The sequence below is a fragment of the Carboxylicivirga agarovorans genome (assembly GCF_050589845.1).
GTDB lineage: Bacteria > Bacteroidota > Bacteroidia > Bacteroidales > Marinilabiliaceae > Carboxylicivirga > Carboxylicivirga agarovorans.
In genome coordinates this window covers 54,183-75,925 of sequence record NZ_JBNGPA010000022.1, presented here as the reverse complement: position 1 = coordinate 75,925, position 21,743 = coordinate 54,183, and the positions used below count along the sequence as shown (strand labels likewise).

At 41.9% G+C, this 21,743-nt stretch carries 11 protein-coding genes; 9 read left to right on the top strand and 2 right to left on the bottom strand.

All coding sequences use genetic code 11. From position 1 onward, the window contains the following. Nucleotides 1–34 precede the first annotated feature (34 nt). From ACRD69_RS18065 to ACRD69_RS18030, 8 genes are all read left to right on the top strand, one after another. Nucleotides 35–1,558, top strand: coding sequence for a RagB/SusD family nutrient uptake outer membrane protein (locus tag ACRD69_RS18065; protein WP_430816532.1), 1,524 nt, complete (start codon nt 35–37; stop codon nt 1,556–1,558). Nucleotides 1,559–1,668: 110 nt separating this feature from the next. After that, on the top strand, nt 1,669–2,649 hold the full coding sequence (locus ACRD69_RS18060; RefSeq protein WP_430816531.1) for a hypothetical protein: 981 nt from the start codon (nt 1,669–1,671) through the stop codon (nt 2,647–2,649). Nucleotides 2,650–2,675: 26 nt separating this feature from the next. After that, complete coding sequence (locus ACRD69_RS18055; protein ID WP_430816530.1) at nt 2,676–3,848, top strand: PKD domain-containing protein; 1,173 nt, start codon at nt 2,676–2,678, stop codon at nt 3,846–3,848. Between the two features lie 119 nt (nt 3,849–3,967). Further along, nucleotides 3,968–7,186, top strand: a complete 3,219-nt coding sequence (locus ACRD69_RS18050) for a cellulase family glycosylhydrolase (protein ID WP_430816529.1) — start codon at nt 3,968–3,970, stop codon at nt 7,184–7,186. Between the two features lie 20 nt (nt 7,187–7,206). Further along, nucleotides 7,207–7,866, top strand: a complete 660-nt coding sequence (locus ACRD69_RS18045) for a fibronectin type III domain-containing protein (protein ID WP_430816528.1) — start codon at nt 7,207–7,209, stop codon at nt 7,864–7,866. A 132-nt stretch (nt 7,867–7,998) separates the two neighbouring features. After that, nucleotides 7,999–10,341, top strand: a complete 2,343-nt coding sequence (locus tag ACRD69_RS18040) for a glycoside hydrolase family 3 N-terminal domain-containing protein (RefSeq protein WP_430816527.1) — start codon at nt 7,999–8,001, stop codon at nt 10,339–10,341. Between the two features lie 257 nt (nt 10,342–10,598). Continuing rightward, nucleotides 10,599–11,879 (top strand): T9SS type A sorting domain-containing protein, encoded by a 1,281-nt coding sequence (locus tag ACRD69_RS18035; protein ID WP_430816526.1) that lies wholly within the window; start codon nt 10,599–10,601, stop codon nt 11,877–11,879. Nucleotides 11,880–12,039: 160 nt separating this feature from the next. Beyond that, the gene (locus tag ACRD69_RS18030) at nt 12,040–13,506 is read left to right on the top strand and encodes a glycoside hydrolase family 30 protein (protein ID WP_430816525.1); all 1,467 of its coding nucleotides are present in this window, start codon (nt 12,040–12,042) and stop codon (nt 13,504–13,506) included. Nucleotides 13,507–14,620: 1,114 nt separating this feature from the next. Here ACRD69_RS18030 and ACRD69_RS18025 read toward each other — a convergent pair. Next, a complete protein-coding gene (locus ACRD69_RS18025; RefSeq protein WP_430816524.1) occupies nt 14,621–16,276 on the bottom strand; it encodes a sulfatase family protein in 1,656 nt (551 codons plus the stop codon). Between the two features lie 4 nt (nt 16,277–16,280). Continuing rightward, complete coding sequence (locus ACRD69_RS18020) at nt 16,281–20,051, bottom strand: sulfatase-like hydrolase/transferase (RefSeq protein ID WP_430816523.1); 3,771 nt, start codon at nt 20,049–20,051, stop codon at nt 16,281–16,283. A gap of 204 nt (nt 20,052–20,255) precedes the next feature. Between ACRD69_RS18020 and ACRD69_RS18015 the strand changes: the two genes are divergently transcribed. Next, nucleotides 20,256–21,740, top strand: coding sequence for a T9SS type A sorting domain-containing protein (locus tag ACRD69_RS18015; RefSeq protein ID WP_430816522.1), 1,485 nt, complete (start codon nt 20,256–20,258; stop codon nt 21,738–21,740). Nucleotides 21,741–21,743: the final 3 nt, after the last annotated feature.

The following is a 21,743-nucleotide window of genomic DNA, read 5'->3' as shown; positions in this document are numbered from 1 at the left end:
ACATTTTCAAATAGATACAAAAAGTATACTGATCATGAAGAAATATATATTACATATAACAATGGCTCTGCTTATTTTAGGAGCTACTGCATGTGACGATTATCTGGAGGTTGATAATCACACGGCCACCACAGAAGACAACTTCTATCAAACCGAGGAAGATGCTTATGCTGCCCTTTATGCTGCTTATAATGCTACAACCGACGATAAAGGCGGGACCAATGAGTTTGAATTTTTTCTTAACATGTGTTCCGACGATATGTTTACCGGCGGGGGAAGTTCTTCCGACGGAACTGATATCAGACGTTTCGAGAAACATAAAATGCTGGCCACAGACTGGCAACACGATCAATTCTGGTGGAGAGGCTATGTAGGTATTTATCGTACAAATGTAGCGATGCAGAAAATCCCGGATATCACGTTCGAAGATGAGACTGAGAAGGCAAGGATAATGGCTGAGCTTAAGTTTATTCGTGCTTATATCTATTCGAATTTAGTACGTATGTATGAAAATATTCCATTGATCACTGAACCAATTACTTTGGCTGATGCTGATGTAGGTCAGGCTCATCCCGATGAGGTATATGAGCAAATTGCCAGCGACTACCTGGCAGCCATCGAAGATTTACCTGAAACGGTTGAAGGCGAAGAGGGCCGTGTGACAAAATATGCTGCTCAAGCCATGTTGGCCCGTGTTTATTTGTTCTACACAGGCTTTTATTCACAAACCGAAATGCCTGGTGTAACACTGAATACAATAAGTTCATTGCTTGATAATATTATCGAAGATAAGCACTATGGATTAGTTGATAATTTTGCTGATCTGTGGTTGGTTTCAGGTTCAGATGAAGCATATTACAGCAAGGAACATGTTTACCAGATTCCATATTCATACAATGGTAAAGGAGCAAGCAGGGGAGATGTACAGTTTTACGGACTAAGGGACCTTTCCAATACATCAACCTATGCAGCTGGATGGGGGTTTGGAACCATTCACCCTGATGTTTACAGCATCTTCGAACCCGCTGATGTAAGACGTAATGCTACCATATTAGATGCCAATAGCGAGGTCGGCGAAAATGAGTATAGTAACAGTTATCAGCATACAGGCTATTATTTTAAAAAATACACACCTTTGAGCCGATTTGTTGACGATCCTGCTTTTAGCGGACATCCTGATGGACGAACTGTTGTACGTTATGCCGATGTATTGTTAATGGCAGCTGAATTATCGTTAAAAGGAGGAACTTTTACACGAAGTGCACAGAGTTATTATGAGGAGGTACGAGCACGCGCCGGCTTCTCGACACACCCTCCTGTAAGTGCTGACAGGATCTTTGAAGAACGCAGAAAAGAGTTCTTTGGCGAAGGCCTGCGTTACTGGGATTTATTACGTCGGGGTATTGATGTGGCCGATGCCGCAATATCAAATAATTACGAAGCTCCTTTTGATGTAACATTTGACAAGGCAACACGAGGCGTTTGGCCAATTGCCGATGTTCAGATCCAACTTTCAAGCTCCAGCTCTAAGCCTTTAAAGCAAAATGCAGGTTACTAGGCAATTAAAATGAAATGACTATGAAACGAGCTTTGAAGATGGCACCTTACAGAGGTAAAACACCATGGCGAGTTGCATCGAATATTTTTTGAAAATTAAAATTTAATGAGATGAAATATATATCACAACTATTACTGTTCATCATGGCTGTAGGTTTATGGAATTGTGAGCCGACAGAAGTAGGTGCAGTAGATGACTATAAAAAACAAGATCCTGAAAGATTAAAAGAGCTGGCTGATCAGATCGAGATCAGTGTGACAGAATTAGCGGCACAGATCTATGAAGTTGAATATGTTCGCGGTGCCGGTGGTGAAGCTGATAATGCTATTCAGTTTATTACATGGGATTTTGGCAATGGTGAAACCAGTAAGCGTGATAAAGACACGGTTTACTATATCAACCCCGGAACATACGATATCACTTTTAACGCATATACTTACGACGGTGAACTGGCTAAAGTAGCGGAATCCATAACTGCCAGTGAGGTACTTGAGTGTGCCGTTCCTAAGCGGGTTATGATGGATAACTTCGACGATGATGCAGCATATGCAGGCTCATGGATCCAGAAGCATCCGAATGATGTTCAGCTATTTAAAGACTACCATGTTGATTCAAATCCGTATAAGTTTCCCGGGGAAAACAATGTGCTTCTGATAGGTAAAGCAGGTGGCTGGTGGACTGAAGTCGCTTATGATTTCGACACAGAGGTATTTGATTTTTCACATGCCGGTATGTGGCGTAAAGTGGCCATGCGTTTCTATATCCCAAGTACTTTCGAGGTTCCTGAAGGAAATTTTGATTTTAATATTCCGGAGTCGTACTTAAACCTTAAGATCGGTTTAAATGATGGCTCAGGACGACAGGAGATTGAACGCAATATTAAAGTAAGTGAACTGGATCAGTGGATTGATGTGGAGTTTGATTTTTCAGACAGTTCATTTGATCAGATTGACCCTGCAAAGGTTGAAAGCATTTGGGTAATGTTTACACACGCATGGGACAATGACCGTGGTGCTGGTCGTGACGGAACAGGTGTAATTATGGTTGATGATATAGAATTAATTCAAAAGATACCTGGTTGTTTCGAATAAAGAATGCATTCTAAAACGTAATGAAAATGAAAAAAATAATATATACTATCGCAATTGCACTGTTAACATTGACAGTCGCTTGTGAAGACGAAAAAAATCCAAAAGACTGGAGTGAGAATCTTATCGACCTTGATGTGACCTTTACAAATGTGTCTGATGAGATTGGAATTGCCAATAGCTATGCGTTTGAGAATAATACTCCTGGTTTGAGCTACATCGAGTGGGATTTTGGTAACGGAACCACAGTGCGTCAGGAGTCTGGTGTATTCATTTATACAGAGAACGGAACTTATGAGCCCAAAGTAACAGCCGTTTATGGGAACAGGGTGAATGTTGAAACCTTTGATGAGATCAACGTCCAGGCAGATGATCTTATTGTTGTAACTGATGTTTCAACACCTGGTGTTGCCGGAGAAGAGAATTTAAGACAGTTACAAATAAATGCTGATGCGTCAACTGTGTTTACCAATAGTCGTTGGGACTTTGGTGATGGAGTTTGGGTTAATACAACAGATACTGATATTACAGTGCGTTATCTTGATGCCGGAAATTATAAAGTGAAGTTTGAGGCTGCGGTTCAGGAAGCCATCTTGAGTGCTGAAGCTACAGTGACAATTGAAAATGGCGACATACAAAAACAAAGCATTGTTTTTAATGATTTTGATAGCAATGTTTTTGCCGGTGCATGGGGTGAAGGTAATGGTGACACCAAACTTCTTAATGATTACAATCCTGATACCAATCCCTACTCATTCGGTGGAAGTAATGTGTTGCTGATGGGGAAAACAGGCGGCTGGTGGACAGAAGCCCGTTATGGAATATCAAGTGACTTCCTCGATTTTTCAAGTGAGTTCAGTGAAGTGGCTTTGCGCGTCTACCTTGAGGGAAGTACTGTCAATATCGGAGGTACTGACTACAACTTTAATATGCCTGAAAACGAGCGTTTATTAAAGGTTGGTTTGACAACGATCGATGACTGGGATGGGAGAGTTGAGGTTGAACACACCATTACATCTACCGATACCTGGGTTGATCTGTCATTTGACTTCTCTTCCAGGGATTTCTCTCACAGTAAAATTGATGCCAATGATATCAGACATTTATGGGTGATGTTTAGTCATGGTAAAGGAACTAGCGGCGTTATTTACGTTGATGATATCGTTTTAAAGAAAGAGTATCCGGGAATTAAAAAGCCATAATAAAGTATCAGAATAGCTAAGGAGGTAGGTGCCTGTTTACCTCCTTAATTCCAATTTAAGTAATAATTGAATGGGCTAATTGCTTGAAGCAATTATTGCTGTCGACTAAAAAAAACATGATGAAACAGATACTCTTTTTAATAATAATGGTGTTTAGCATAGCTGTCGTCAATGCCCAGACACTCACCACCGATGGCCGCCTAATTAAGGATGATCAGGGTAATAAGGTTATTCTGCGAGGTATTGGAACCGGTAACTGGGTGCTGATGGAAGGGTACATGATGAAAACAGCTGGCGTAGCAGGTACGCAGCATGAGTTTCGGAATAAGTTGATCGAAGTGATAGGAGAGACCGCTACAGATGAATTCTTCGAACTGTGGTGGGATAATCACATGACAAAAGCTGATGTAGATTCTATGGCCAAATGGGGTTTTAATAGCTTGCGACTGGCTATGCATTATAACCAGTTTACACCACCAATTGAAGAAGAAAGTGCTGCTGACCTTAATAATAAGACCTACACATGGCATCAAAGTGGTTTCGACCGTGTAGATGATGTCTTAAGTTGGTGTGAAGCAAACAATATGTACCTGATATTGGATTTACATGCGGCACCGGGCGGACAGGGACGTAATGCTGATATTAGTGACTACGATGCCGGCAAACCATCTTTATGGGAAGATGTTAATAACCGACATAAAATGGTTGCCTTATGGAAAAAGCTGGCAGAACGTTATAAAGACGAGTCCTGGATTGGAGGGTACGACCTGTTGAATGAAACAAACTGGAGCGAACTAAAAGATAATGGTAATGAGATGTTGTGGAGTTTGCTCAAAGAATGTACCGATGCGATCCGCTCAACGGGAGATGATCACATCATCTTTTTAGAAGGGAACGATTGGGCGAATAATTATGACGGACTTCCTGATCCTTTGTGGGATGATAACCTGGTAATCAGTTTTCATAAGTACTGGAACAATGTAGATGCCAATTCACTCGATTGGATCATCGCAAAAAGTGAACAACACAATGTGCCACTTTGGTTAGGCGAAAGTGGTGAAAATTCCAATGTGTGGTATACACATCTGATTCAACTTTGTGAAAGCAAGGATATTGGCTGGTCATGGTGGCCTGTTAAAAAGAATGGCATTAACAATGTGATGTTTGTTGAGGAGCCTGAATCATATAAAAAGCTGATCGATGGTTGGAGAAGCAGTGAAACATCAGATGATGTTACAGGACAAGCTGCCATTGATGCAGTGACCGATTGGGCAAACAATCATAAAATAGAAAACATACGTGTCATGTACGATGTCCTTGATGCCATGCTTCGTCAGCCACATAGCTATGATACAAAGCCGTACAAAAAGCATGAAATTGGTGATAAAACATGGTTTGCCGACTATGATATGGGACGTAATGGTTATGCGTATTGGGATACAGATACTGCCAATCTAAGCCTGGTAACTGATTATACCGACTGGAACACAGGTTGGGCATACCGAAGTGATGGTGTCGATATTCAGCACTGTTCTGATGTCAATCAGGATGGTTCATTGGCAGGGGCTCCCTATAATGTTGGATGGACAGCTGATGATGAATGGTTACAATACACTGTTAGCAATACCGAGGCTACAGAGCAAGCATATACCCTTAATATTCGCCATGCAGGTAATAAGGCAAAAGTTAAATTAATGGTCAATGACATTGATGCAGCATCAATATTGGAGTTACCATCAACAGGAGGCTATGAAAGCTGGACAACAACGACCTTTAAGGATATTATCTTACCTGTCGGAGAGGTGAAAATCGTATTTTATTTAGAGCAGGGAGGTGCCAATCTTAATTATTTCGAATTTGTTGATCCTCAGCCGGTAAGTAGTGTTGGGTTTAAAGCTTTCTCTGCCAGCTCTGATGAGTATGGATCCAAAGTTTATCTGACACTTAATAAAGAGGTAACGTCAGTAAATACTTTGCAAATCAGTGACTTTGGATTATCTGATGAAAATGGTGCTGATTTTCCATTAACCGCTGTCGGGCTTCACCCCGAAAACTCAAAAGTATTGATTTTGACCACGGCTTCAGCCTTTACCTTTTTTGATGTCATGCACTTAAGCTATAATGGAAGCAGTGTTAAATCAGGCGCAGAAGAATTGGCTTCCTTTTCTAATTTGGCGATACAAAATAATTTACCATTGCGCCATGCCATACCGGGTAAGATTGAAGCAGAAGCCTTTCATTATAACCATGGCTTTACCTTTGAAAATACTTCTGATGTTGGAGGAGGACAAAATTCATCGTATGCCCGTGATGGTTATTTTTTGGATTACCTGGTTAGTATTCAAAATACGGCCTATTATGACCTAAGCATGCGTGTTGCATCAGAAAATAATGCACCAAGGCTGTCCATGTGGTTAAGCAGTGATAATGGTGTAAGCTTTGAAAAACTTGCTACAGTTAGTTTAAGCAGTACAGGAGGTTGGGCAACATGGCAAACGCAGAACGGACCTTCTGTTTTGCTGAATAAGGGAAATTACGTGTTGCGATTTAAAGTAGAACAACAGGAACATAATCTTAACTGGTTTGAGTTTAAACAGGTTGGAGAGGTGATCTCTGATGATCCTGATGAGATTTTTTCAGCTGATAATTTTCAACTGTCCTATGTTGCTCCATCATGTCATCAACTGGCAGATGGGAGCATTACCATAATAAGTAAGCTTGCACCGGTAGATGTTGTAATAAATAATGGTCAGATTCACCCGGTTAGTCAGAATAATGCTTATACAATTACGGATCTGTCTGCCGGAGAATATGAGCTGATGGTCACATCGGTTAATAATTACCACAGCCATCATAAGGTGATATTGAATGAGGCGCAGGCTCTTTATAGTAAAGCCATGGTGTCGGGCAGCAAAGTATCTTTTACCATTGAAGGAGGAGAAGCGCCATATAGCATCATCTTAAACGGACAAACCTACGTCAGTCAGTCTTCTGCATTAACACTTAAGAATCTGGCATCAGGAACATATACAGCCTCGGTGATGGATAGTAATCAATGTTCTGAAGATGCTCAGTTATCATTTACGATTAATGCAGTTGATATTTTTCCCAATCCCGTAAGTGATGGGGTTTTGAATATCACTTGTCCGACCCATGCTGAAGAACAGGCATATACTTTGGACATATACTCCATCAATGGACAGCATATTTTATCGGAACAGAGAAAAACGGCCAGTGGCTCAATGACTGTACAAATTAATCATCTTAAGAAAGGTGTTTATGTATTGAAAGTAAGCAGCGATAGTATAATAGAAACCATCAGATTTATCCTTCGATAGGCTTATTAAACAAAGAAGTTATGCGAAAACACATTTATATATTCGGTATCATAATGGTGCTAATGGGCTGCAGTAAATCTGAAGATCCTAATATGGCACCTGATCAGCCAGTCAACTTATTACCAGCCGACGGAGAAACTTGTGAATCTTTAAGGCCAATATTCTCGTGGGACGCAAGCGACCCGGAGGAGGATGTACTTACCTACACTTTATGGTTGGGAACAACAGAGAGTGACCTGAACATTGAAAAGGAGAATTTAGAGAATTCACGTTATTCACCTTCTAATAATTTATCCTTATCGACTAAATATTACTGGCAAGTTGAAGCACATGATGGTACATCAAGCACAAAAAGTGAGATTGTTTCATTTGCTACAATGGGTGAAGGAGAGAGTGGTGTGCTACCATCACGCCCAATACTGATTGCTCCGCAAAGTGACCAGGCTGCCGGTAATCTTACTTTCAGTTGGAATGCTTCAAGCGAAGGTGAGGGAAGTATTACTTATGACCTGTATGCTAAGCAGGGTTCAGCTTCTGCATTTGAATTACTGCGGGGAGACATATCAGGAACATCTCACACCGCTAACATGAATGCGGGGATGCTGAGCTGGTACGTTGAGGCTATAGATAGCAGAGGTCAGATGTCCAGAAGTGCAGTTATTACCATTTCGCTTAATTAAAACCAATAAACAAATTCGGCCTGAACCAAACCATCCTGACTTAATAAACAAGAATTGGCTTTATGAAATAAGTAGTTGTAGGAGCCTGATATATAATCAGGTTCCGGTCAACTTTCTCAGAATAATATAAAAATGAACAAAGTAATCATCATAGCTGCGGTAATTGGCCTCAGTGGCTTCTTAATTTCCTGCCAGCAGGAGAAGATAAATGCTCCATATGAAATGGAGATAGAGGCCTTAATGGCACAAATGACCCTTGAAGAAAAAGTAGGGCAGACCGCCCAGTTTACGCTTGATGTAATTGGAGAAGGGGAGAACGTATATTCCAGTCACTTTCCATTTAAGTTAGACAAAGTGATGTTAACGGATGTATTGGTGAACCGAAAGGCAGGTTCAATTCTCAATACGGCATCAAATACTCCCTTTACCATTGAAGAATGGCACAAGGTGGTAAGTCACATTCAGGAAGTTGCCATTGAATCAACTGGCATACCTGTTATTTATGGCATTGATGCGATCCACGGAACAACCTACACACAAAAAGCCACATTCTTACCGCAGCAAATAGGTCAGGCGGCTACTTTTAACAGAGAGTTAGTGCGAAAAGGTGCTGAAATGACGGCATACGAAACACGAGCATCAAATCTGCCCTGGAACTTTTCTCCAGTACTTGATCTGGGAAGAAATGCTGCATGGCCGAGAATATGGGAGACCTTTGGTGAGGATGTCTTTCTGGTTTCTGAAATGGGAGAAGAAGTGATCAAAGGTTACCAGGGTAGTAATAAAGATACAATAGGACAGCATCATGTGGCAGCCTGCCTGAAACATTACCTGGGCTATGGTTCACCTGTTAATGGTAAAGACAGAACACCAGCCAATATTCCATTACAGGAATTGATTGAAAAGCACTATGAGCCTTTTGTGAGAGCCGTTGAAGAAGGTGCACTTACCGTTATGGTCAATTCAGGCATTGTGAATGGAGAATCAGTACATGCCAGTTATAATCTGATCACGCAAATGTTGAAGCAAGACCTGAATTTTGATGGGGTGGTTGTGACCGATTGGCAGGATATTAATAACCTGTATGAACGTGATCGTATTGCAAAAAACGATAAGGAAGCGATCAAAATAGCTTTTAATGCAGGAATTGATGTGGCAATGGTACCATATGATGTTTGTTACACTGATTATTTGGTCGAATTGGTTGATGAAGGTGAAATATCCATGGACCGCTTAAACGATGCGGTGCGTCGTATATTACGCCTGAAATACCGTTTAGGTTTATTTGAAAAACCAGTGTTTGACCATACTCGGTATACAAATTTTGCCAGCGAAGAACACAAAGTTATAGCACGGGAAACAGCAGAGGAATCAATAACACTATTAAAGAATGACAATAATATACTTCCTCTTTCTCCTGAACAACGTATTTTGCTTACAGGACCCAATGCACATTCTTTACGCACACTGCAGGGGGGCTGGACACTATCATGGCAAGGAGATGGAGTGGAACGTTTTATCGATAATAAAAATACATTCTTAACATCTATCAAAGCACATGCTTCCAAGGTGGTTTATGCCCCTGGGGTATCTTATCGAAAAAATGCTTATTGGAAAGAGGAAACAACTAACATAGCTGAAGCAGTAAATGCAGCACAAAACGCCGATGTCATTATCGCTTGCCTTGGAGAGAATACCTACACGGAGAAGCCGGGTGACTTAAATGACCTGTCACTATCCGAAAACCAACGAAACCTGGTTAAGGAATTAGCTAAAACAGGAAAGCCTGTCGTACTGGTTTTAAATGAGGGTCGCCCACGTAGCATTTCTGATATTGAACCATTGGTCAATGCTGTAGTACAGACTTATTTGCCTGGTACATTTGGAGGAGAGGTAACAGCTGATATTTTGTTTGGTATCACTAACCCATCCGGGAAACTGCCCTATACCTACCCTAAGTATCCAAATTCATTGATGAATTACGATTATAAACCGGCAGAAAACAGAACCGATATGCAAGGGGCTTATAACTATGGTGCAGTAAAAGATTTACAATACGACTTTGGGCATGGACTGAGTTATACAACTTTTGCCTATAGTAAGCTTAAAGTCGATAAACCCAGTTTCAGCCCATCAGACAGTTTAACATTCTCTGTGGATATTACAAACACAGGACAAAGGGCTGGTAAAGAAACAGTATTACTGTTCGCATCTGATTTATATGCTTCTATTACACCTGATAACAGACGTTTAAAGGGATTTGAGAAGGTAGAACTACAGCCAGGCGAAACCAGGACGGTTCAAATAAAAATCAAAGCCTCAGATCTTGCATTTGTAAATCTGGATGGAGACTGGGTGCTTGAAGAGGGAGAATTTAAGATACAGCTTGGCAGTGAAGTGCTAATGATAAGCGCTATGCAAAGTTGTAAATGGACCAATGCACTTAAAAATAAAGAAACAATTATGGATAGATAATACAAGCAAGTTAAAACGGTTTAACAACCATTTTTAGCTTCTCAATATGCACATATAATACCACTTCAACCAGGCTTTTGCTTGATACTTTTTGAAACAAATTAGCATGCTTTGACAGCTAATTGAGAAAGATAGGTGCAGTGAGGTAAGGTTCAATTAAGGTAATAATCAAAAGTTAGAATTGTAATTAGTTTTTGTGAATAATCCATTCCAAACGTGGAATACAAACCAGTTAATAATCCTTTAATACAAAAATCATGAAAAGAATTTTTACATGTTTTGCAATTTTAATGATGTCCATTGGTATGACAATGGCTCAAAGTTTACCTATTGATTTTGAAGATGTTGCTGACGATGCTTTTGTTGGCGATGGTGGATCTGTTTATAGCCTGGCTGTCAGCCCTACCGATGCAACAGATAATGTTGGAAAAATTGTAGGAGGAACAGATCAATGGAACAGTCGCATCGATATTGATCTTGATACATATATCGATATGACAACGGCTAACAAAACCTTTACTTTTGAAATTTATACATCTGAGGCAGTTGTCATGAAAGGCTTATTTCAGATCAGTAAAGATAAAAATGGTGGATACCCTATCGAAATGGAGTTTACTACAGATGGAGCCATTGGTTGGCAGACCATAACACTTGACTTTACAGGTGCTGCAAATGGCTGGCCCAATGCCGATAAACCGGTAGTATACGGTCATTATGAAGGATTGTCCATCTTTACTAATTTTGGTGATGATGGTACCTCAATATATTACGTTGATGATATTGCCGGAGCTGCAAATGGCTCAGCTGTTTTACCAGATCCTGTACCAGTAAATATGCTGAATGATTTTGATGGAACAAGTGTTTGTACAGTTGTGGAGACCATGGGTGATCCTGCACCGGTATTTAATATTATAGATAATCCTGCAGGAGGTACCAATCAGGTATTTGAATTTGTAAAACCAACAGCTAGTGGTTGGGGTAATTGGGACAGAATTCATTTTGAACTAAGCGAGTCTATTGAGATTATTGATGGTAAAGCAGCTTTTAGTATTAAAGCTTATTCACCTGCAACCAAAGGCTTCTTGTTAAAAATTGCTGATGATAGAGACTCTGATAATGCGCCAAACAAGGCTGAAATATGGCAGGATGTTACCGAAGTGGATACATGGCAGACCTTAACATATGTATTTACAGGATTAAAAGATGCCGAGTATAAGCATGTATTCATTTATCCGGCTGGTGGCGACGGCGATTTAAACTCATACTATATTGATGATGTTATGGGGCCAAATTTAAAATCGGCAACAGCCATTACTGAAGCTAAAGCCGAAAGACTTTCAGTCTATCCAAACCCAGTAACCGATATTTTAAACATTAGTAATATGGAGAGTGGAACATCAGTAAGTATTTATAATACTGCAGGTAGTTTGCTTAAAAAGGTTGTGGCTTCCAATGGAACAATAAACGTATCAGAATTGCCAAAAGGTATCTATTTTGTGTCTGTTAATGGCGCAACAACAAAGATCATTAAAAAATAATTAATGAAGCATTGATCACAACTCTTCGACAGCCACTTTGTACTAAAAGGGTGTCGAAGAGTTGAATGGTCTGATCTTCAAAACAAATAGATCGAACTATTGATATAGGTGAGATTTCGACAGCTGGAAATTGAAAATAAACAAATATAAAACACCAATTATGAAGTTAAACATTGTGTTATTAATGGCTGCTTTTGCAATAGCTTGCTCACCCGGGCAGTCAACGGAAGAGCTGGCGGTGAGTAAAAACTTACCTTACAATCCCGGGAATAAAGCCATCCATATTTACGAAACATCCAAAGCTGGAACAGAGCGATTGGCAGACAAAGGAACAGTTGAATTTGGTAATGCCGGACAACCTCTGGAGTGGGAAGTAGCTGTTTTTGTTAATCCCGAGAAGCAATTCCAGACTTTTATTGGTATAGGTGGCGCTATCACCGATGCTTCAGCCGAAGTATTCCATAAACTTTCAGATGACAAGCAAAAGCAACTGATCGATGCCTATTATGGTGCCAATGGTATTGATTATACTTTGCTGCGCACAACCATTCATAGCTGCGATTTCTCAAGTAAAAGTTATACCTATATTGAAGAAGGTGATAAAGAATTGAATACCTTTTCCATTGAGCGTGATAAAGAGGAACGCATTCCCATGATCAAACGTGCCATGGCACAGGCTTCAGAACCATTATTGTTTTACGTTAGCCCATGGAGTCCGCCGGCCTTTATGAAAGGTCGTGAGCACATGCTGCAGGGAGGTAAATTACTACCTGAGTACTACCAGTCGTGGGCCAGCTACTATGCTAAGTTTATCAAGGCCTATGAAGCTGAAGGTATGCCTGTATGGGGTTTAACGATCCAGAATGAGCCAATGGCAGTGCAAAGATGGGAATCATGTGTGTATACAGCTGAAGAAGAGCGTGATTTTCTGAAAAACTACCTGGGGCCTACATTGGAAAAAGAAGGTTTGGGTGATAAAAACATTGTGGTATGGGACCATAACCGCGACCTGATCTCTCACCGTGCCAACACCATATTTGGTGATCCTGAAGCCGCCAAATATGCCTGGGGAATCGGTTTTCACTGGTACGAGCGATGGGCCGGAGGTCAATCAATGTGGCGCAATCTGAGTAATGTAAAAGAATCATTCCCCGATAAGCAATTGCTGTTCACCGAAGGCTGTATTGAAGCGTTTGATGAAGCAGAATATGAGCGCTGGTCAAATGCAGAGCGCTATGGTACCTCAATGATCAATGACTTTAATTGTGGTACGGCAGGATGGACCGACTGGAATATTTTGTTGGATCACACCGGAGGACCTAACCATGTTGGTAATTTTTGCTTTGCACCTGTACATGCCGATACTCGTAGTAATGAGTTGATCTTTACACCATCGTACTATTACATCGGTCATTTCTCCAAGTTTATCCGACCAGGAGCAAGGCGCATCAGCACGACTACCAGCCGCAGCCATATCAACAGTACATCGTTCTTGAACACAGATGGCGGTATAGTCACCGTGGTGATGAATGATACAGAAGAAGCCATTAACTATAAAATGATCATAGGAGAGCAGCAAACCGAACTGGTAATACCGGCTCATGGTATCCAGACCTTGGTATATTGATAAGGTTTTTCATTATAAATACACAAACATCAACCTGCACCCTGTCTCAATTGACCAGACACGAAGGGTGAACAGAAGAGGATGTCCAAAATGTAGGATATTGCCCGCAAAGAACGCGAACGAAGAAAAACGCAGAGCACGCAAGGTGTTGAAAAATAATATCATATACTTTGTTGCCTTGGCGTAATTCTTAGCGGCCTTAGCGTGAAACTATAAATTTGGACAGCCTCTTTTTCCTCTCTGACAATTGCGGATTTGCACCCCTGGCATTTATAATACGCTTAATAATACCTGATGCTTAACTCCATCCCCGTACCTACGTTACGGTACTTCCCCTTAGCTCAGGCTAAAAGGGAAGAGCGATGCCTTGGGATATTTTGTTGTAAACAAGGTATACTCAGGGCAATAAATTAATACCAAGCTTTCAATAGCACTATCACCTTTAATTTCCTGTAGTCCATGATCCTTGTATTTTGAGTTCGTTTTCAATTCTCAACAAACATACTGCGATCAAAGGCGCTTTGCAATGACAGTGCATGCATTGTAATTTGGTAAAAATCACAACTATCACATATCGAGTCATATAAGGGTCTTTTGGTGCTCCTTATGTTTAATGCATTAACTCTATTCACGTTAGAGAAATCGGCCTTTTTCCTGCAAAATGCTTAAAAAGTGCATGAAAACATCATTTTTTGAGCCTGTTTGAGCCTTAATCGGGTCTTTTTCGGGTCGTATACGGGGCTTGTTCGGTATTTCTTCGGTAATTGTTCGCTTACGCGCGTAGCCGAACAATTACCGAACAGTTACCGAAGGATTACCGAACAGCTACCGAACAAAATACGAAGCGGTCCCGAAGGTGAGTGGTAGCAATTAGTAATACTTACCGAAGAACTTCCAGAAACTTGCCGCAGGATTCTAAGGGAAGAATTAAAGAAGGATGTTATCCCAACTTTTCGCTATGGCGAAAAGGAGTTGCTGAACCTGCCATTTCTCATCCCTTAACAGAAGCTGATCAGTTCAAACGGTCACACATCCTCTCCTGGAGGAAAGGACAGAGGTGAGGTGTTTAACAAGGCACCTCTGGCGACACAAGAAAATCAATTCCCAAACAACTTTACTCACTCAAAGTTATTGGTGAGGTTTTATAACCAATCCTCACGGCCCTTGCTGCAATTTTCGCATTCTTAGCTTTTAGTGGTTGTGAGTATAGTTGCCATTGATCAGATCCAATGGCGTCATTGAGCTGATAGGCAATGGATGCACCTGTGGTGGCAGACTTTAGCTCAATGGTTTTACCTTGCCTGATAAATTCAACAGGCTCAGTTTCAGGCTGTATGCCACCAGGCCACATCATGTTTACCAGGTCATGCTCAGGGATAAAACCTTTGTCATTGACCGATAACTGCCATTGATACAGTGCCTTTCGTAGTTCTTTGAGCCTGGTTTGATGGGCAGGGTCATTGGCCAGGTTGTGCACTTCATCAGGATCAGTCTCCAGGTCGTACAACTCCTCATAGGGAAGACTGTTTTGAAAAATGTAGCGGGCATCACCTGCTAGTTCACCCGCATCATTCATGCGTATCAGCTGGCTTGTCATTTCAATTTGTTCACGGTAGAAAAGAGGATAGGTATATGGCTGATCGGTCATGTAATTACGAATGTATATATAACGTCCATCTATTACTGATCTGCTCATTTGGGTATGCTCGTCAAAACGGTCTGCACTGCCAAAGGCATATTGATGAGGTTCGTCCGATTTATACTGACCTAAAAAAGCCTTTCCATGCATGTATTGAGGCGTTTCTAAGCCTGCCAGTGACATGACGGTAGGACCCAGATCCATGAGTGAAACAATATCATCAACGACTGTTCCTGCCATTCGTTTATCGGGGAACCGGACAATTAGAGGTACGTGTAAACCTGAATTACCAACGGCCCTTTTTTGTCTTAGCAGCGGCCCGCCATGGTCGCTCCAGAAGAAGATGATCGTCTTATCCAGTAAGTTCTCATCCTCCAGCTTTTGCAGCCATTCTCCAATTTGTTGGTCCAGTAACTCAATGTTGGAGTACTTGCGGCCAACATCGCGCCTTACAAGCGGAATATCGGCATAATAAGCGGGAATATGGATCTGGGCGGTGTCAACGCTTATGGCTTCATCCTGTCGTTTCCATATCTGTGATTCGTGAGTAACGCCGTGATTGAAAACTGCAAAGAATGACTGTCCATCAGCCCGGTTCTTATAATGGGCATTATTACCGACTTCATCCCAGGCTGTTATGGGGCAGTTAAACTGGTAATCGCATTTGGCATTGTTGGTACAGTAATAACCGGCTTCGCGCAGGTACTCGCTAAAGCAGCGCACAAATGATGGTGGCACCACCGAATATTGTGGGACGTTACGTCCGTTTTTATCTTTTACCTTTATACACCTTTCGTATTGCTCGTCTTCAGGCTTGCTATACCCCCAGTGGTTACCTGTGCGCATATTGTGTGTGCCAACACTAACAGGGTACATACCCGTTATGATAGATGCGCGGCTGGGAGCACAAACACCAACCGTTGCATAAGCCTGCTTGTAAAGAATGCCTTCATTGGCCAGCCTGTCAATATTGGGGGTTTCTATACCACTGGTGCCATATGCCCCAAGAACAGGGCCAATATCTTCACAGCTTAGCCATAAGATATTGTATTTTTCCTGTGCGTCAGATTGTATGCTGAAGCAGCTGAGTGTGATAATGATTAAGAATAACCGGAGGCGTATTGAGTCCATTTGCTTATACTTTAATGAATTTAGTGACCATCTTTTGACCGTTAACCGTCAGCTCAATAAAATAGATACCACCAGCTAAGTTAGAAATATCTACTGATTTCTGATGACCATCTGTTGTCAGAACGATTTGTCCCTTTGTATTTAAAATAGTCAGCATATCGATGTGCTGAACAGTCTCGATGTAAAGCACTTCTTGTGCCGGATTGGGATATAGAGAGAAGGGCGATACCGTATCATTAATATTGTCGGAGATCGTTACTGTTGTGTGTGATATCTTTAAATCGTCCAGATATATTTTGTAGTCAGTATTGGCAGGCAGCTCGAGGTTGTTTAAATAGATAAACAGGCGATTGTTACTCAATGATACAGTATCAAAATAATAGTGATATTCACTTGTTAAGGTGTGCCATTCATTGCTTTGCATATTAGCCCCGACCTTCACCTTTCCATTCCCTTCTGAATCGGTGCGGGCCCTGTAAGAAACAATATAATGACTGCCATCAAAACTGCTCAGATCAACTGTTCGTAATTTGGCAAGACTACCTCCGTCATTGACAGACAGTGGGTTAAAGCTGATCTCAAGCGCCTGGCTGCCTTCGTTGGCACTGTCATCAACCACCTTAGCTGCAAAACTATTTAAGAAACTGCCTTTCCATAAGCGGTCCCACAGTGATTCACTGTTAAGAAAGTAATCGCCATCAAAGGCCTCATCTATTTGATAGTCCTCAAAATGCTCAATATGGGGAATGCCAACTTCCCCGCCCGGCTGGCCTGTCAGAAACTGATATTGTTGAGTCCACCAGGCTGCAGCTTTGACCTTCAATTCACTCACAACAGAGGCATAAGCGGCATCACCTGCCAGGTTGGTTGTTTCAAGCGGGTCAGTATCATAATCATATAATTCAATGGTATGAATGCGCGATTCATCCCAGTCCGTCAAATCGGTCCGGTCGTTACTGCTGTTCATCCATAAGGTAAGGCGATAGCGATCAGTCCTGAACGAGTAGCTGGCCTTACCATCAGAGCGGTATTCTGAAACAGCCACATCCTTCTCAAGGCTTTCACCCTGAAGGGCGGGGGCCAGGCTGGTTCCTTGCAGTTTAGCCTGAGGTATTGTCAGTCCTGCTAAGTCACAAAGAGTTGGATAGATATCAGTAAACTCAACCGGAGCATCGTTTACCCCAACTGATCCATCAGGTGCAGAAACGATCAGCGGTGCTCTGACCGAATGTTCAAACTGTGTGTGCTTGCCCCATTGGTTATGGTCGCCCAGGTGATAACCGTGATCACCAAAGAGCAAAACAACCGTATTGTCAGCTATGTTTTTCTCTTCCAGCTTATCCAATAATAGGCCCACCTGGGCATCAATGTATGATACACAGGCATAGTAGCCATGCAAAAGTTGACGCTGATCATCGGGTGTTAGTATGCCATCGCCCAGACTTGGATCATTGTGGGTCCATTCGTCGGGAATATCGTCGTAGGAGAGTGGCTCAGGGCTGTGGTAGGCAAAGGTGGGACTACCCGTTGCCATTTTCTGAAACTGCGCCAGATCAATGGATGAGCGTTCATACATATCCCAGTATTGTTTGGGTGCAATAAAGGGGATATGCGGTTTTTTAAAACCTACCGCCAAAAAGAAGGGAGTGCCATCCTGACTGAAATCATCGAGTTTATTCAGGGCGTCTAAAGTGATCTGTCCATCGGTATAGCCATCATCTCCCACACCCTCGGGCCCTTGTTCAGTAGCTGTATTGGGTGTAACTCTGTGGCTTGTGCCTTTTACAAACGGCCCATATTCTGCCGGGTAGGTATAATCATTGGGCTGGATATAAGGTACACTCCAGCTGTAATAATCGTGTGAATTGTCCACATTACGGGGGTCATAAATTTTCCCACAGCCCGCCGTTACATAGCCATTTGTCAGAAAGTATTCGGGTAAAGTGACCACTTCAGGATTCTCCGTTCGCATTTGTGACGACAAATTACGGATACCGGTGCCATCAGGTGTTAAACCACTCATTATACTGGCGCGTGAAGGACCACAAACAGCCCATTGGCAATAGGCCTTTGTAAAGACCACACCTTGCTGAGCCAGTCTGTCAATATTGGGTGTCTTGATCTGTGTTTGACCATAGCAATTCAATAAGGGTTTTAAATCGTCCACAGCAATCATTAATACATTGTGCTTCGGTTTTATTTCTTTTGCTTTTAAAACGAGAAAATTAACACTGTGTTTCTTCGCTTCAAACACTTTGCCTGAACTATAATTGGCTTTATAAGGATCGATGCTGGCATAATTATCCGGGCCACCACCAGTTGTAGTTCCTGTCTGACCGTTAATATAGAATTTCTTATTGCCCTCATTAAAGTTGTCGGCATAAAACTCATGCCAGTAAATGTCGGCATCATCTGTATTCAGTGAGCTAAGGTCAATGTTTACATTTTTCGCCTCTGCATTACTGTTGATGATGACCAGTCCAACCTCGCCACTGCTAAAGGTGGAGGCATAAACCTGAACAGCAGAATTATCTGATACAGAGGTGATCATCTGATCGCCAAAGTGACTGTTGAAAAACTGATAGGGAATATAACTCTGACGAGGTGTAAAATCCGCCTGATCAGGATCTTCCTTCGCCAGAAAACCTTTACTTTCCTGTGCCGATTCACTCCACTTCCATTCCGATACCCACAGGTCAACCATGCCATAACCATTTTTAATGGCTTCGGCCAGTACGCGTGTTACAAATATGCCATTGACCATGGTGCAGTTAACAGGCCCCCTTGAGTTAAACTCGGTCATTGCCACCGGGAAATGGTCACGTGCTTTACCGGTATATTTCTCAACACAATCGTATAAAGTGGTATGCACGCTTTCTACCTGTGGTACACTGGCCAGTATGTTTTCGGCAGTGGCATCTTTAACAGTGGTAAAGTAATTATGAACCACCAGGAAATCGGCATGATTCTGTACCTGTGGCAACAGGCCGCTATTCCAGTCATCGTCCTCACGGGTTACCACAGCACCCACCTTTATGGTCGGGTCAACGGCTTTCATCGCTTCGGCAAACACACAAAAGTCTTCTCCGTATTCCTGGCCGGTTGTCACATCGCCATTAATATCAAATCCCTCTTCCCACTTGCCGTAGCATTCGTTACCAATTTCCCAGTATTTGATATTGGCATTCAAGTCTATATTCAGCTTGCGCACAAACCCCGCTGCGTAATCCGCCGCCTGTTGCACGCGGGCCTGCCTGGTTCCTTCAGCAGTTATACCGTATCTGGCATAAAAATAATTTACCACCACGGTTGCTTCACTATTGGCATTGTTTTTAAACTCCACAAACAACTCGGGCGTCATGGTAGTGCTTTTGGTTCCGTCTATAGGGGTAAATTCGACCCGTGTATCGCTGGGGGTATTTCCATCGTAAAAATAAATATTGGAACCACTACCTGCCGGGTAACGCATGGAGCCGATGCCGGCATTGGTATATAAATGTGTTCGCTCCAGCTGATCACTGCCGTTTCGAAAGGTGGTATTCACACCAAAATGAGTGGGCAGTACTTTATTAATAACAGAGTTGATATCAAAGGATACTGTGGCATCACTGCTGTTTGAAGTAAGTAGTTCCTTGGGTGTAAATACTGATGGCAGGCTATAGGTTTTTTCCTGCCAGGTTTCTTCAAAAAAATGAGCCTGTTCCTGTGCTTGTAAAGTGTAGGACAAACAACAATACAGAAGGCATCCCAACAAGACTGGTAATGGTTTTTGCATAGCTTGAATTTTCACAGATTGTTTCAGTATGTAAAGCTATAGTGGCTTAATAATAAGTGTGTAGTGAGAATCGTTCAGACAGGGTCAATACATCGTTCAATACCTGCAGTGGAATCATTTTCACACCCTTCCGGAACGATTTTTCAACCCTTCTGTAAGGAGCCTTCGCATACCTTAGATGCAGCAAATTTAAATTCATATGTTATGAGAAAACTTTTTACTCTTTTAATGATTTCAACGACCATGTTGTCATATGGTCAAAACCAATTGAATAATCCCGGGTTTGAAAATGCAACATGGAATAATGAGTGGCAGGCTAATGATGCCACAATAAGCCAGGAGACTGCTCCTGCAAACGTTCGTTCAGGTGCGTCGGCCTGTTATGTTCAACCGAATGCCAATAATAAAGGTATTAAGTCAATACAGTTCAGTGTTGATGCAAGTGCATATATTGGCAGTGCATGGATAAAAGCTGCTCAAGGTGCTCCATTCAGAATTCAGATGGTAGTGAGGGATGCAAGCAATAATGCTGAGTACATTACTAATAGCTTTAATGACGTTGCAACGGGAGACTGGCAGAATATTAGTATGGCCTGTGCAGTGCCAGAAGGAGGTTCGATCCAGATGGCCGTTCAGGCCAGAGGAGCTGATAATTTTTATGTGGACGACTTGGAGATACTAAAGATCTCAAGCATTGAAAATGGTGGTTTTGAAATGGGTATAGATAAGTATTGGTCAGATGTTGTACTGAAGAACGGTGCCGTAGCAAATATTTCAGAAGAATCGTCAACGGTTCAGGAAGGTAGCAAGGCCATGAAAGTTGAGATAACAGGTGTAGGTACTTCTGATTCATGGGGCGATGTGCAAAGTGTTTGTTCTTCATTGATAGCTTTTGATGGAGCACCTAAGGTAATCTCATATTATGCTAAGGTTGATTTAGTCAATCCCGAAGATAATGCTAACGGAGGTTTTGGCTTTGGATACAAAAGTGCTTTTGGTAAACATGAGGCCGGTGAAAATAATTATGGAGGATCATTTAACTTAAGTAGTGAATACCGACAGTATAAATGGGTCCTTGGCGCAACAGATTATGCCAAGTACTTATATGCAGGGCCGAGTTTACGATGTGGCCCGGCTTTAGGGGCATATTACTTCGATAATATCACCATTGAGGCATATCCGGGAGCACCAACCATTACTTCAACAGCAGTCACTGATGTAAAGGTAGGAGAGGCATACAGCTATACAGCAGTAAGTAGTAATCCGGGAATTGGAAAGTGGGTCTTAACAAAGCCTGAGACGGGAGCGGAGTGGCTTTCAATTGATCAATATACCGGAGAACTAATGGGTACACCTGATGCAGCAGGTTCTATAGAGGTAACAGTTACTTTAAATGATGGTTTCGTTGAGGTACCTCAAACATTCACTATAAATGTTTCTGCAGCAACCGCCATTGGTGAGCTTACTTCTGAAGTGAATATCTACCCTAATCCAATGGAATCCAAACTGCAGATCGCAACTGATGCCTATGTTACCAAGGTTGAAATATACAGTTTAACAGGTCAGCGGGTTTTAGGTGATTACACCGGCAGCAAGCAAGTTAATGTTGCAAGCCTGAGCAAAGGTGTTTACATTGTATCGGTAGAGGCCGACGGACAAATTATTCGTAAGAAAATGACAAAACAGTAGATA